This is a genomic window from Paenibacillus sp. NFR01 (genome assembly GCF_900111565.1).
In the GTDB taxonomy this organism is placed as follows: domain Bacteria; phylum Bacillota; class Bacilli; order Paenibacillales; family Paenibacillaceae; genus Paenibacillus_AQ.
Genome location: NZ_FOIK01000001.1, coordinates 839354 through 853361, shown reverse-complemented (window position 1 = coordinate 853361; position 14008 = coordinate 839354). Strand labels below are relative to the sequence as shown.

General features: G+C 54.2%; 14 protein-coding genes. 3 read left to right on the top strand and 11 right to left on the bottom strand.

The features are described from left to right. Positions 1 to 8: 8 nt before the first annotated feature. Genes BMW84_RS03795 through BMW84_RS03780 form a run of 4 tightly spaced genes read right to left on the bottom strand, consistent with a single transcriptional unit; the run spans position 9 to position 4636 of the window. Positions 9 to 1133: a GerAB/ArcD/ProY family transporter gene (locus BMW84_RS03795; protein ID WP_091064625.1), complete on the bottom strand. Its 1125-nt coding sequence runs from the start codon at positions 1131 to 1133 to the stop codon at positions 9 to 11. Between the two features lie 17 nt (positions 1134 to 1150). Further along, positions 1151 to 2311: a Ger(x)C family spore germination protein gene (locus BMW84_RS03790; RefSeq protein WP_091064622.1), complete on the bottom strand. Its 1161-nt coding sequence runs from the start codon at positions 2309 to 2311 to the stop codon at positions 1151 to 1153. Between the two features lie 2 nt (positions 2312 to 2313). Next, complete coding sequence (locus BMW84_RS03785) at positions 2314 to 3756, bottom strand: spore germination protein (RefSeq protein WP_091064621.1); 1443 nt, start codon at positions 3754 to 3756, stop codon at positions 2314 to 2316. 19 nt (positions 3757 to 3775) lie between these two features. Next, positions 3776 to 4636, bottom strand: a complete 861-nt coding sequence (locus BMW84_RS03780; protein WP_091064618.1) for a DUF421 domain-containing protein — start codon at positions 4634 to 4636, stop codon at positions 3776 to 3778. A gap of 196 nt (positions 4637 to 4832) precedes the next feature. Here BMW84_RS03780 and BMW84_RS03775 point away from each other — a divergent pair, with 196 nt between their 5' ends. Then, the gene (locus BMW84_RS03775) at positions 4833 to 5039 is read left to right on the top strand and encodes a DUF1657 domain-containing protein (protein ID WP_091064616.1); all 207 of its coding nucleotides are present in this window, start codon (positions 4833 to 4835) and stop codon (positions 5037 to 5039) included. Positions 5040 to 5148: 109 nt separating this feature from the next. Here BMW84_RS03775 and BMW84_RS03770 read toward each other — a convergent pair whose 3' ends face one another. Together BMW84_RS03770 and BMW84_RS03765 are read right to left on the bottom strand one after the other, a co-directional pair. Beyond that, positions 5149 to 6210: a Gfo/Idh/MocA family protein gene (locus BMW84_RS03770; RefSeq protein ID WP_091064613.1), complete on the bottom strand. Its 1062-nt coding sequence runs from the start codon at positions 6208 to 6210 to the stop codon at positions 5149 to 5151. 15 nt (positions 6211 to 6225) lie between these two features. Then, positions 6226 to 7113 (bottom strand): sugar phosphate isomerase/epimerase family protein, encoded by an 888-nt coding sequence (locus BMW84_RS03765; RefSeq protein ID WP_091064611.1) that lies wholly within the window; start codon positions 7111 to 7113, stop codon positions 6226 to 6228. Between the two features lie 123 nt (positions 7114 to 7236). On the opposite strand from BMW84_RS03765, the gene BMW84_RS03760 reads away from it, so the two are divergent. Next, positions 7237 to 8124, top strand: a complete 888-nt coding sequence (locus BMW84_RS03760; protein WP_091064608.1) for a helix-turn-helix domain-containing protein — start codon at positions 7237 to 7239, stop codon at positions 8122 to 8124. A gap of 108 nt (positions 8125 to 8232) precedes the next feature. Here the strand turns inward: BMW84_RS03760 and BMW84_RS03755 are convergent, their stop codons facing one another. The 4 genes from BMW84_RS03755 to BMW84_RS03740 are packed head-to-tail and all read right to left on the bottom strand — an operon-like array spanning position 8233 to position 12332. After that, entirely contained in the window at positions 8233 to 9336 is a 1104-nt protein-coding gene (locus BMW84_RS03755) for a Gfo/Idh/MocA family protein (protein WP_091064605.1), read from the bottom strand. A 15-nt stretch (positions 9337 to 9351) separates the two neighbouring features. Further along, positions 9352 to 10080 carry a ThuA domain-containing protein gene (locus BMW84_RS03750; RefSeq protein ID WP_091064604.1) on the bottom strand — a complete coding sequence of 243 codons (729 nt, stop codon included), beginning with the start codon at positions 10078 to 10080 and terminating at the stop codon, positions 9352 to 9354. 29 nt (positions 10081 to 10109) lie between these two features. Further along, complete coding sequence (locus BMW84_RS03745) at positions 10110 to 11273, bottom strand: Gfo/Idh/MocA family protein (protein ID WP_091064601.1); 1164 nt, start codon at positions 11271 to 11273, stop codon at positions 10110 to 10112. A gap of 18 nt (positions 11274 to 11291) precedes the next feature. Further along, a complete protein-coding gene (locus BMW84_RS03740) occupies positions 11292 to 12332 on the bottom strand; it encodes a LacI family DNA-binding transcriptional regulator (protein ID WP_254772931.1) in 1041 nt (346 codons plus the stop codon). Between the two features lie 260 nt (positions 12333 to 12592). Here BMW84_RS03740 and BMW84_RS03735 point away from each other — a divergent pair, with 260 nt between their 5' ends. Then, positions 12593 to 12916, top strand: coding sequence for a hypothetical protein (locus BMW84_RS03735; protein WP_091064597.1), 324 nt, complete (start codon positions 12593 to 12595; stop codon positions 12914 to 12916). Between the two features lie 102 nt (positions 12917 to 13018). On the opposite strand, the gene BMW84_RS03730 is transcribed toward BMW84_RS03735, so the two are convergent. Continuing rightward, positions 13019 to 13897: a LysR family transcriptional regulator gene (locus BMW84_RS03730; protein ID WP_091064595.1), complete on the bottom strand. Its 879-nt coding sequence runs from the start codon at positions 13895 to 13897 to the stop codon at positions 13019 to 13021. Positions 13898 to 14008 lie beyond the last annotated feature (111 nt).

Sequence of the window (14008 nt, the reverse complement as noted above, 5' to 3'; positions counted from 1 at the left end):
GAGAAATATTACGCATGATTCGGACTTGGCATCCTTTGTTTGAACAGCTTAAACCGTATCCAGTAAACGGTAAGGTAATACAGCGGAATAAGCTCCACGACGTACCAGTAGTTGATGGAGGCTAAGGAATGGAAATCGTTATAATAGTTGCTGACATTTCGGGCCGAATAGAAATAAGCAATGCCTGTGGCTATGCAGACAAGCGGTATCGTCATCCATTTCTTGCTTTTGGCAGAGGATTTGCTGAACACGGAGACCAGGCAGACGCTCGCGGTACATATGAGAAACGACGAATGGATAAACATGGAGAACGACCAGATGGCGATCAGAAAAAGGTCCAGGTTGCCGATAATGTCGTCATGCGACGAGCTGCGGACCATATCCAGGTACGGATACTGAAGTTTGGCTCCCAGATGCGGGCCGAAATTCAGGATGGTCATTCCCCAACCGAAAATCAGCAGGAGCAATAACGTCGCTTCCGCGATCATCAGCTTCCGCTGCATTTTCGGCGTAATTTTCAGTACCGGAGCAATAAATAAAAATACCATCCATTCCCCATACCATGAGCCGTCCGCGAACGCACCGGTTGCGATCACTTTAGGATCATGGTAATGAATAAAGGCCGGGATCATATGAAAATTGGCATTAACGGTAAACAGATAGCCGCAAATGGCGATCGAAGCCAGCAAAATCATAAAAATGCCGTCGGCCAAATACAGGATCGTTGAGAGGCCGCGGGTCGCCGTATAGGAAATGATAACGGCTAGAATAAGCTGAATAAACATGGGGGGCGTACCGCGCATATAGTTTGAACCGAAAAACAGTACAAAGTTCTCGATGTCGTACGAGGTATAGTAAACGCACCAGAGCATCAGGATAAAAGCAAATATCCGGTGAGGCCATTTCCCCATGATGTCAGCGCCAAAGTCAATCCAGCTTCTTCCTTCCCCGAGTTCCCCCAGCTTCATGCTCAAATATAATAAGCCCGCTCCGATCAGAGCGCCGCCAGAGAGCGTTAGCCAGCCTTGATAACCCGCATGCTCGACGGCCAGCGGAATCAGAAAAATCGAAGTCTGGGAGCTGTAGTACACCATGCTGAAGCGATAAATCTGCCACTTTGACGCCACGTGCATCCTTTTGTCCCCCTTTCTTATTTAACCGTTCCAAGGTCTTCCAGGCTTATTTGCGTGCTTACTCTGACGGGAACATGATTTTTGTAGTAATCGCTCCATTGCTCTTTGAGCTGCGCCCACTCCTTCGGACGATGCCATTCCAGCTGCATCCCGAGTTGCAATACGTCGGTGCGGTATTCCTTCGTCTTTGCAATGGCTCTGTTGGTGTCTTCGGTGATTTTCTCTTCAAGCAGCCTGGTGATAAGCGGACCTAGCTCTATTGCCGTCAGGCCGGCGGAATCCTGCATCAGGGTCAGGCTGGCTTTGCCCTTCATCCTTATCAGAAATTCGGGCCCTTCGGGCGTCATATGCAGTTTGATCGAAGAGCTGGATTTGTAAAATAACCCGCTGGCCTTGCCTTTATGTCCATTCTCGTTCCATTCCACCGTATAAAGCGGCAGCGCGAATTTTCCTGCCAGGCTGCCTGCCGCCCAAGCCAGGGCCCGGCTGTCTTTCTCGTCGAGCGTTCCCGTCATCTTGGCGTCATTGAACAGCATCAGGCCGCTAATGCCGGCCCATTTGACGGTGCCCCCTTTTTCAGACGTCTCCTTTTTCTCGCCGAAGGATAAATAATTCATGGCATATCCGACCCCGGAGGCTCTCGCGATGAGACAGTCCCGCAGCGTCTCGGCAAACACCATGTTGAGCTTGGAAAAGTTCATCAGCACCTGACTCGGAAACTGTTCGAAGATCGGGGCCAAAGCGACAATGTCTTTTGCTTTGACCGGCGAAGCCATAATGTAGGTACCGAGCGGAACCTCCGGCTGCCGGTTCAACCAGCTCAGCATTTCTTCAATGTTATGTTCGGCGTATTTTTTTCCGATGACAATGGCTTTCAGATGCGAAATTTCCAGCCGCCGCGACAAATCCTTTTGAATCAGAATGATGGCATCGGTAATGCTTCCCGCCGTTTTGGACACGGAAGAATACGCGGTGCCTCCCGTCGATCCCGATTGCGTATTGGCCAGCAGCCGGTTGGGCAGCGGCGAACTGATCGTTACCTCCACCGTGCCCGGCTCTTCTCCCGCATCGACAAAAAGACCATAGATAAAGGTTAATTCATTCAGCTCAATTTTGGACCAGCAGCCGGTGAGATTGAACAGAACCGCCAGAATAACCATCAGTTTGAGCGCCCTCATGACTATTTCTGTCTCCTGTCGTTTTTACGGTCCGTATAGGACGTACTCCTTTTTTTCATCTGCGGGTTAGGGACGCGTAAAAAAATATCTTTCCAGTCTTTGATGACTAGAGGCGCGACAGGCTGCATATAAGGAGTCCCAAAAGATTTGAGATTTGCCAGATAGGCAAAAAGAATAAATTCGGCAAAAATGATGCCGAGCAGCCCCATGATTCCTCCGAGAATCAGCAGCACGAAACGAAGCAGCCGGAAGGTCAGCCCAAGCTCCATATGCGGGATGATATACGACGCGATCCCGGTGATGGAGACGACGATAACCATCGGTGCGGAGACAATGCCTGCCTGGACAGCGGCTTGGCCGATTACGATCCCGCCGATGATGGAGACGGTCTGCCCGACCGGCTTCGGAATTCGCGTTCCCGCCTCGCGCAGCGCTTCGAAGGTCAGTTCCATGATCAAAGCTTCGGTAAGCGCGCTGAACGGGATGTTCTCTCTCGCCGCTGCGATGGTTATGAGCAGATCCGAAGGGATCAACTGGCTGTGAAACGTAGTGATTGAAACATATAGGGCCGGAAGCAGCATGGAGATCATCGAAAAAAAGAGCCGTACCAGCCTTATCCAGCTGCCGGCATAATAGCTTTGATAATAATCCTCCGAGGATTGCAGCAGCGAAAAAAACGTAACCGGCGTCAGCAGCGCCGAAGGCGTGCCGTCCTGCAGAATGCCAATGCGCCCCTCCATCAATGAAGCAGCGACCGAATCCGGGCGTTCCGTATACTGAAACAACGGGAAAAGCGAGTGTTGCTCCTTTTTGATTTGTTCCGCGAGATAGCTGATCCCAAGGATGCCGTCGATCGACAGACGGTCCAGCTTGTCTTCAATTTCGGACAGCACTTCGGGCTTGTATAAGCCTTCGATATAGACCAGATAGACGTCGGTTTTTGTGTACTTGCCAATTAGAAAATGTTTGGTTTTCAAGTCTGGGTGTTTGATCTTGTGGCGCAGAAGCGACAGGTTGGTCTTGATGTCTTCGATAAACGCTTCCTGCGGGCCGATCACGACCAGCTCGTTCTGCGATTCGCTTACCGTGCGTTTTTGATACTGCGACAATTCGAACGCGTAGACATAAGGCAGGTCTTCAAAGCAAAGCACGGCAAATCCGCTGACAACCAGATCTGCGGCTTCTTCGGGACGCGGAACTTTTGCATAGGGAAGGGCAAACGCGGAACCGCCCTCCAAACGCTTCAGATACCCATGCCAATCCGGCTCGGCGTTTGCCTCCTCCTTGAGCGGTTCGGCAATGTATTTTTGCAGGCTGAGCTGGCTCGTAATCGTAGGAATATAAACCAGGACGCAGGAATGCCCGTGCATGCTTAACGATTGGAATACGGCATCGCTGCTGCCGCTCAGTTCGTCTTTGAGGATCTGTAGCACACTGCGTTCCATCCTACGTCATCCTTTCTTTCTAGTTCTGAATAAAGGGCTTCAAGTCCTTTAGCATTGCAACCATCTGCTGAGAGCACGCCTCATACATCTTTTTGGCCCCCTCGTTTTGGGTCGACAGGCTGAACTGTTCCAGATCCGCCTCGCATTTCTTGAGCAGCGCATACAGCTGCGGTTTATCCTGGGGCTGCTGCACCTGGACGTTATCGGCATATAAATCAACCGTCAGCTCCCCATAGGAATCTACTTGCCCGAGAAAAACATTTTCGATCTTCACACCCAGCTTCTCCAGCTCGCCGTCCAGCCATTGCGGGGATAAATTAAGCGAATCCAGTGCTTTGTCCATGAGTTTTCCGTCCATGATGACCGCAAGCGTCTCTTTTTCCGGAGCAACCTTGATGCCAAGATGCTTCGGCGTAAGCGGCTGGTTTTCGCGGGTCAGCAGCACGTTGATGGCCCCGTCCGATTCCATGATGGCAAATTCGACATCGGCGACTTTGAACACATCCTTTTTCCGCAGCTCCTCCAGAAGCTCGTCTGTCGTGAGCCGTTCCTTCTTCATGTTGTCCTCTTGAATCTTGCCGTCCTTAATCAGCACCGTCGATTTGAAATCGATGAAGTCGCGCGCCTTTTTGCTCTTCATCTGTATAAATTCGATGCCGAGCGAGAAGGCGACCCATACCAGCAGCGCAATCATCCCCAGATGCCAAGTCTTATCGGTATCCAGAGAGATGTAGGCTGCGATACTGCCGATCGTAATGCCGGTGATGTATTCGAAAAAGGACAGCTGAGACACCTGTCTCTTTCCCAGCAGTTTCGTCAGGAAAAAGAGCACCACCACGGCGAACACCGTCCGCATGATAACCTCAAGCGATTCTCTCATTGTTCATTCCCTCCCGCACAAAATTTAGATACAAAATTTAGATACAGAAACTATCGGCCTTAATTTGGGCAGAAACAGTGAAGATTAACCATGAAAAATCATATTCCCCATGGTGATAATTCCCAGTATGCACAAGCCGAGAAAGTGAATAATAAATGCCGATAACGATGAATTTTGGAAAAGGAGAGGTTGCAAGATGACCGTCGCATCACAGGTAAAAACCTGCTTGTCATCGCTGAAAAGCGCGCAGGCCAGTCTAGAACAATTCGCCCTGGAGACTCAAAGTCAGGAGGCAAAGGACCTGTTTACGAATGCCGCCACGCAAACGCAGCAAATCGTCACTCAGGTGGAGAGCCGGGTAGCCGAGCTCGAGAAAGAGGAGCCGCAATATCGCGGGTTTTAAACAAAAATACCCCGCTTAGCGGAGGTATGGATTGAACATGGCAAAAGGCTGTCATTCCGCCGCTGCGTATCGCAGTTATGGACGGAATGACAGCCTTATTGTTTACCGCTTACGAAGGCTGCAGGACGCCTTCCTGTTGCATGTATTCGCCGATGTCGATTTTACATCCCCTGCGGGCGCTTTCGAGCGCGCCGAGTACCATCGCCATACTTAAGCGGTTGTCCCGGCAATCCGTTTCCGCAGCCCGGCCTTCCGCCAGCGAAGCGAACATTTCCTCCAGACAGCCGGCGTGGAAGGTCTCGTTCATGGAGATTTCGCCGCCGTCGACCCGTTGGTGTTCACGGACAAACTTCCCTTCGGGCCCGTCTGCATCCACGATTTCCGCATATGGCATTCCGATGCCGTCCCAGATCGCCGTGCCCCGTTCGCCTTGGATCCGCCAGGACGCCTCCCAGGAGGTCGGCGCGCCTTCGGCGCACCATGAGCCTTGGTAGGCAAACACCGAACCGTCCGACATTTCAAAGATGCAAATCGCCGAAGCGTTGCCGGCATACCAGGAGCCCGGAGGGTTCCATTCCTGGCAGTATACGCTCACCGGATCGGCGCCGCTGATAAACCGTGCCTGATCGAATGTGTGGATTGCCATATCAAGCAGCAGCGGGCTTTTCATGATATCTCGGAAGCCCCCGAAATGCGGCCCCAGGAAAAAGCTTGCCCCGATGTATCCCGTTCTCCCGATAACGTCATCCGTAAGCATGCGGCGCAGCGAACGGATTCGGGGATCGTACCTGCGGTTCTGCATCACGGCATGGGTTTTACCGCTGCGCTCGGCTGCCGCCACAATCCCGTTGCACTGCGGCATCGTCTCCGCGAGCGGCTTCTCGCTGAACACATGGCAGCCCCGATTCAGCGCTGCCGTGGCAATGCCGTAATGGCTCTCCGGGACGGTGACGTCGAACACCAGATCGGCGCCGGTCGCCGAGATGGCATCTTCAATACTGTGAAAGAACGGTGCAGACAAACCGTATCGGGCATTCATCGCCTCCGCAGACTCGCGGCGCAGGTCGACAAGCGCGACAATTTCAACATCATCTCTTTTCAACGCATAACGAACCCACTCATTCGCCATGGCTCCGCATCCGGCCACAGCCACCCGGTATTTCGCCGTCATTTCCTCTCCCCCGCTTTAAACAGGATTCGGCACGAAGCTGCCGCCCCGGCAAGATTTCAGATAATTCAAAGCATGTACTTGACCCGTCATCTCCAGTTCGTCACGGTACACCGGATCATGCCAGCCTTCAATGTCGATCGTGCCTTTGTAGCCCGCCTGCCGCAGAATCGTAATGACATCCGTCCAGTTCGTATCGCCGAAGCCCGGCGTGCGGTGCCAGACATAAGGCTTCGGTCCGTGAATGCCGTATTCCTTGATGACGTCCCAGGCGATGGTAGCGTCTTTGCCGTGGACGTGGAAAATTTTATCCGTCCATTTACGCAGCTGCGGAATCGGATCGATCAGCGCAACCATCTGATGGCAAGGTTCCCACTCTAATCCGAGATTGTCGGCCGGCACGGCATTGAACATTTTCTCCCAGGCAACCGGGTTATGCGCGATGTTCCAGTCGCCCGTCCGCCAGTCTCCGTCCATGGAGCAGTTCTCGAAAGCGATCTTCACGCCGCGGTCGGCTGCGCGTTTGGTCAGCTCGCCGAATACTTCGGCGAATTTCGGCAGCGAGTCGTCGATCGATTGTCCGGTGAGCCGGCCGGTAAAGCCGGAGACGAGATCGGTGCCAAACAGATGAGCGTGGTCGATCAGCCGTTCCCAGCTGGCAAGCGTATCGGCATTGTCGCCTTCGCCGGTCAGCGGATTGCCGAAAATGCCGACGGACGAAATGATGAAACCGTGTTCATCTGCAAGCTCGCGTACGCGTGCCGCCGTTTCGGCAAGGTTGGTATTCCCTGTCGTTTGCCAGAAGGTCAGGCTGTAAGATTCAAAGCCGTGCTGAGCAATTTGCGGAATGACCCGTACCGCGTCTGCGCCTCCGACCAGCGTTCCGATTCTAAGTGTGTCCTGCATCTTGTGAACCACTCCAATATTGGTTTATAGTAATTGCAACAAACCCAGTATAATGCGCTTTCTTGATGGATTCTCTACCTATCTTGTGCCATTATAGCTGAATCTTGCGGGAGTTGACATAACGTGACCTATCCGAATGAACTGAAGGAATATCCCAAGCTGGAAGAGACGGATTATCCCTTTCGCCTGTTCTTTAACCAGATTCAAGAGGCGCGTCCGGAGCAGAATATCCTGTTCCTGCACTGGCATGAACATTTTGAAATTATCCTGATGCGGTCGGGTAGAGCGATTTTTCACGTGGACAGCAAACCTTACGAGGCCGGTCCGGGCGATGTGCTGATCGTTCCTTCCGGCGGCCTGCATGTCGGATTCAGTCTTGCCCATGGCCTGATCGACTATGTATCCATCGTTTTTCACCCGTCGCTCTTCAAAGACCGCAGCCAGGATACCCAGCATGAGCAGCTGGTCGCCCCCTATCTGAACAACCGCTGCCGCTTTCCGGTGATGCCGGCGCTGCAGCTTCCGGAGAGTTCGGCCAGCTACCCGCTGCTGCAGTCCATCATCCGGGAGGTGGAGTGTAAAGAACCGGCATTTCAATTGGTTGTCAAAAATTTGCTGCATCTGTTCTTCATGATGCTTTCCCGCTGTTTTCCGCCGCCGCAGCGGCAGACAGACTACCGTTCCTCACTGAACCGCGAGCGGTTTAAGGCGCTTCTGGAGCATCTGGAGCAACATTACGACGAGAAGATGTCGATCGAAGAGGCTGCACGCTCAGTCAACTTAAACCCGTTCCATTTCTGCAAAATGTTCAAAAAACTGACCGGCCGCACCTTCATAGACCACGTCAATCTGCTGAGGATCAACGAGGCGGAACGTCTGCTGCTTGAATCGGACCTGACCGTCACCGAAATTGCAGGGAATGTCGGATGCGACAATCCGAATTACTTTACCAAGTTGTACAAACAGTACAAAGGGAAAACACCGTCGCAAGCCCGAAAATCGGGAGTTTAACCGATTGATGGGACGTCAAACTGAGGATGACGGTCCGTCATTTGCAAGAAGGGAGCTTCCGGCACGTTCAACCGTGCGGAAGCTCCCTTTTGCTGCAACAGGATTGGATTAGTCCAGCGTATATGGAGCCAGCCCCTCAGGCAGCGGCGCCGGCCGGCTGCAGGTGCTTTCCATTTCATAAAAACGCTGAGCGTCGGAGGAATCGTGGAACGCCCACATCGCCTCCAGCACATGGTAGGCCAGTTCGCCGCTGGCCCGGTGCGCACGGCCGGTGCGGACGGCATAGGCCATGTCGGCGGGACCGATGCCGCGCGTGTTCTGGTCGTAGCCGGCCAGCAGCTCCGCTTCATGCCATTCCTGCTCGCCAGTCTTCCGGTATCGCACCGGACCGCCGAAGGTATTCGGATCGGGGACCCGCAGCGTGCCTTCGGTTCCGTAGATTTCGATCGGCGGCAGCTCGCTGCCCCCGAAGATATCGAAGCTCGTAATCATCGTCGCGATTACGCCGCTCTCAAAACGGAGCGTACCGGCGACATGCGTCGGAATGTCGACCTGGATCGACTGGCCGGCTTTCTTCTCGCTGGTAATCTTCCGCTCCGCGAGCGCCATGCCGGTCATGCCGGCCACCGCGTCAATCGGCCCGAGCAATTGAACGAGTGCGGTCAGGTAATACGGCCCCATATCAAACATCGGTCCGCCGCCTGCGGCATAATAGAATTCCGGATCGGGATGCCAGTGTTCGTGGCCGCGGCTCATCATAAACGCAGTCGCCGCAACCGGCCGCCCGATGACGCCTTCGTCGATCAGCTTCAGCGCGGTTTGAATGCCGGCGCCTAGGAACGTTTCCGGCGCGCTGCCGACAAGCAGCCCCTTCTCTTTTGCCAGCTCCAGAACGCGCTGTCCCTCCTCGCGGGTTACGGCCAGCGGTTTTTCGACATACACATGTTTGCCGGCCTCCAGCGCACGCAGGCTGATTTCGGCATGAGCCGCAGGGATGGTCAAATTAATAATAATTTCAATTTCCGGGTCTTCAAGCAGCTGGTCCACTGTGTGGACCTGTGGAATGCCGTACTGCTCAGCTTGCGCTTTGGCCCGGCTCATGTCCACGTCTGCACAAGCCTTGAGCTCCAGAATTTCGAATTTCAGGCAATTTTCCATGTAAATGCCGCTGATTTTTCCGCAGCCGATAATGCCTACCTTCACTTTGTCCATGTTTGCACGCTCCATTTACAGCTGGCTGTCCGCCATACCGGTATATTCATAGGATGCTTGCCCTTCGCGCCCCGCAGTTGCCGCTGTTTTGCCTTCGGCGGCCCACAGCAGTCCGCGGCGCATCAATTCTTTCACCTGCGGGAGATCGACGATATCGGCGTGATGCCCAAGCGAATTGTAATATACCCGGCCCAAGCCCCAGCGTTTGGTCCACACCACCGGCATATCCACTGCTTTGTTCGCGGCATGCGGGCCATCCACTACCGGGAAACGGGTGGTCGCCAAAATTTCCACTGCCGGATCGTAATGGAGGTAATATTGTTCCGTGGATACGCTGAAATCCTCGATGCCGTCAACGAGCGGACTGGATCCGCTGTGGATTTCGACCTTGTAGTTTACCCCATCGTTGCCGGGATGCGCCACCCATTGTCCGCCGGTCATAAACTGCCAATCGACATTCGTGCGGAACGAATCGCACATCCCGCCGTGGCAGCCGGCCAGCCCCGTGCCTTGCTGAACCGCTGCGGATACGTTGTCCACCAGCTTTTGACTGATCTCGCCCATCGTCCAGACGGGCACGATCAAATCCAGGCCGAGCAGCTTCTCCCGGTCCGCAAACGCTTCCAGTGTATCGGAAATTTCCACTTCAAACGCTGCATCCTGCAGTAATCCGGCAAATATTTCGGCGACCTGCTTTGGCTCGTGGCCGTCCCAGCCGCCCCATACGATCAATGCCTTTTTCATGGTCAACACTCCCGTTTAATTGTGATTTTTTACATCTCCGAGATTTGAATCCACCGGCGTTCGTCGATCGAACGTTCCACGGCTTCCAGCACCGCCTGGCATTTTACCCCGTCACGGAAATTCGGCACCGGCTGCCGTCCCTCTGATACCGCGTTTGACAGCTCCAGCATTTCATGCGTGAACGTATGCTCAAACCCGATCGTATGTCCCGGCGGCCACCAGGCTTCGCTGTACGCATGTGCAGGGTCGGTCGCCAGCACGCGGCGGAAGCCCTGAACATCCTCCCCATCCGAGGTGAAATACACGTCCAGCTCATTCATCCGTTCAAAATCGAAACGGACGCTGCCCAAACTGCCGTTGATCTCAAACGCGTTGGTCGAACGGTGGCCCGCGGCAAAGCGGGTCGCTTCAAAGCTGCCCAGCGCGCCGTTTCCGAACCGGGCCAGGAACAAGGTCGCATCGTCCACGGTAACCGGGCCTTTCGGCGCGTCCGCACTTGCCCGGGCGCTGAGGCCGGTCATCGTCGAGGCAAGCGGCCGCTCTTTAACGAAGGTTTCGCTCATCCCGATGACCTCTTGCATATCGCCGACAAGATAATGGGCAAGATCGATTAGATGCGCGCCCAAATCGCCGTGCGAGCCGGAGCCGGCAATCTCCTTCTGGAGCCGCCAGACGAGCGGGAACTCAGGGTCAAGAATCCAGTCCTGCAGAAACCAGGCCCGAAAATGATAAATCTTGCCGAGCCGGCCGCTGTCCACCAGCTTCTTGACCAGTTGAACCGCCGGCGAGAAGCGGTAATTGAAGCCGACCATATGAAGAATGCCTGCCGCTTCGGCGGCCTCCAGCATCTCCCTGGAATCGGCCAGCGAAAGGGCGAGCGGCTTCTCGCAAAAAATATGCTTGCCGGCTTTGGCCGCGGCCAGCGCGATTTCCTTGTGCGCATCGCTCGGCGCATTGATATCGATCAGATCGATATCATCCCTTGCGACGAGCTCGCGCCAATCCGTGACGCTCTCCTGCCAGCCAAACTGCGCCGCGGCTTCCTGAACTGCGGCTTCGTTGCGGCCGCAAATTGCAGTCATCTGCGGCTTCAGCGCTGCCTGCGGAAAAAACATCGGCAAGCTGCGGTATGCATTGCTGTGCGCTTTGCCCATAAACTTGTAGCCAATCATGCCAACGCGAAGCTGTTTCATGAAAAGTCCTCCTATGGGTTAATGTTTGACCGAAGATGCGCGAACGACTAACTCGGTCGGCAGCTTAACTGCGATCACTGCGTCCGCGGGCTCTGAGTCGTTGCGCTCCTGGAGCTCCAGCACCTTGGCCGCGGCAATTTCGCCGATCCGGAAAAACGGCACCCGGACGCTGCTGAGCGCCGGTTGAGCCAGCTCGGCGGCATCCGAATCATCATAGCCGATGATCGCCGGCATGTTGTCGGCGACTAGACCCAGCTCCCGTAAGCCTTGCTGCAGCCCGATGGCCATCCGGTCGTTCGCTACGGCCACCGCCTCGATGCGGTTCAGCTGCCCGGCGATCGCTTTCGCCGCAGCCGCCCCGCTCCGGCGGCTGAAATTGCCCTCGTACAGCAGCGTCGGGTCTAGCTGGAGACCTGCATCCGCTAAAGCCTGCGTATAGCCATCCAGGCGGTCGCGGCTGTTGGAATAGGCTGGCGGACCATTAAGGAAGGCAATGCGCCGGAAACCCTGGTCCAGCAAATGCTGCACTGCCTGACGGCTGCCTTCAATATGGTCGGCGTCAACCTCGTGGAACCCTTCGCCTTCAAAATGCTGGTTGATCAGGCAGAAAGGATGCCCTTCGCGCTTCAGCATGCGCAGCGCCTCAAGTTCGCCCGGTTCTTCCTTTGCACCGAGCACGATACAAGCATCAACCTTACGCATCCGGAACAGCTCCGAGTAGTCGAGCGGTTCGTCGGCGTCGCGGAAGATCATCAGCAGATCATAACCTTCCTCCCGGGCCATGCTGCCGATGCCGCTCAGAATCTCGGAAAAATAATACGCCGAAAATAGCCTGGCCTTCGGCAGGAACGGCATGATGACGCCCAAGTTGCCGCTGCGTCTGCGGGCAAAACTGCGGGCCAGCGAACTCGGCGTGTATCCCAGCTCGCGGGCAGCCGCAAGCACCCGTTCTTTCGTTTGTTCCTTGAGCGGTCCGACATTGTTCAGCACCCGGGATACGGTCGCTTCGGAGACGCCGGCACGCTCGGCCACCTCTTTACGGCTGGCGATAACAACCACTCCTTCTTCATGGATTACTGCGCGAAACCTGATGATCACTCTATCGAATGTACACGCGTACATTCTCTCATGAACACCTTGTCTCGTCAACATTAAATGTACCTAAGCCTTGTTATGCAAGTGCAGCTGACGTAGGGCGATCATAGGCCTGCGTAGCTTGATTAATCGGACGGACGGGTTCTTTGCTATGTTAAAATAGAGAGGCAAACGCAAGGATTTCAAACGATTTCAAATATTATTATGAGATGAGGATATTTCAAATGGGACAAGGATACGTCTTGGTCAATCAAAGCAAGGGTGAAATCATTAGCTTTTCCCATCTTCCCGCCAGTAAAGCAAGGGAGCTGACGGGTAATCCTGTAACAGCAGCTATGACGACATGGTACCTTTTGCGTAATATAGGCAATCAAATCAGTTTTATGGAGGAGGAAAATGTACCTCTCGGCTATTGCGATGTAACCAATCTGGTTATAAACGACTTGATTAGAAACGACATTATCGAAGACAGGGGTATAGAGGTAATAGACTCGAACGAGCCGGAAATATTCATTAGACAACTCAGGAACAAATGGATGGACTGTTGAGCGAATTTAACAGTGATTTAATAAGTGCAAAAGTGGCGTATCGCACGAATGACGTTACTGTGTGCGTAATCCGTTCGAGCCCGATTAATAACTGCCGTGTATCTACAGCGCCAGCCTCCCCATCCACGCCTGCACATGCCGTATAAAACGCTGTGCCGCCGGCGAGGCGTCCTTCATCGAAGCCAGCGCGATGCCCAGCGAACGGAAGCTCCGTTCCTCCAGCTCCAGCATGGCGACATTATGGTTCTGCCGCGTGATTACCAGTTCGGGCAAGATGCTGATGCCCAGCCCGTTCTCTACCATGGCGATAATCGCATAATCGTCTCCCGCTGAAAATTTGACGCTTGGCTTGATCCCTGCCTTGCCCAGCACCCGCCAGACGTCGTAGTCCGAGCCGGCCTTAGGGATAATGAAATCCTCGTAAGGAATTTGTGCCAATGGCATATAAGGCGCTCCGCTCAGCGGATGGTCTTTGGCGACAATGGCCAGCATCCGGTCCTGCTTAAGCGGAAACGTCTCAAAATGCTCGCGTGTCGGCAGGGACATAAAGCCGAAATCGACCAGCCCGCTGTCAATCCACTGCTCGATCTCCGAATAGCCGCCTTCCATTAGCTTGAACTCGATATAAGGGTATTCTTTGCGGAACTCCTTGATCATGCCGGGCAGCCAATGGACCGATACGCTGGTGAACGTGCCGATCGTGATCGTCCCCGTCTCCAGTCCGTGGATATCCGCGACCTGCTGCCCCAGCTGCTCGTTCCATTTCAGGATTTCGCGGATCGGCCGCATTACCTGTTCCCCGTTGACGGTGAGCTTAACGCCCGAGCGGCTGCGGATCAGCAGCGAGAAGCCGAATTCCTGCTCCAGGCTTGCGATCGTATGGCTGATCCCCGATTGGGTAAAACCCAGTACCTCCGCCGCTCTCGTCAAACTGCCCAGCTCAACCACCTTCAGAAACACCTCGTATTTGGCAATACTCAATCCGCTCCGCCTCCCGCTTTACATGAATTTTCTTCATGTTATCTATAACAAACATTCAGTTCTCTTATGGATACCAGAGAATTATACTATATTCAGCTGCTGGAAAGAAGG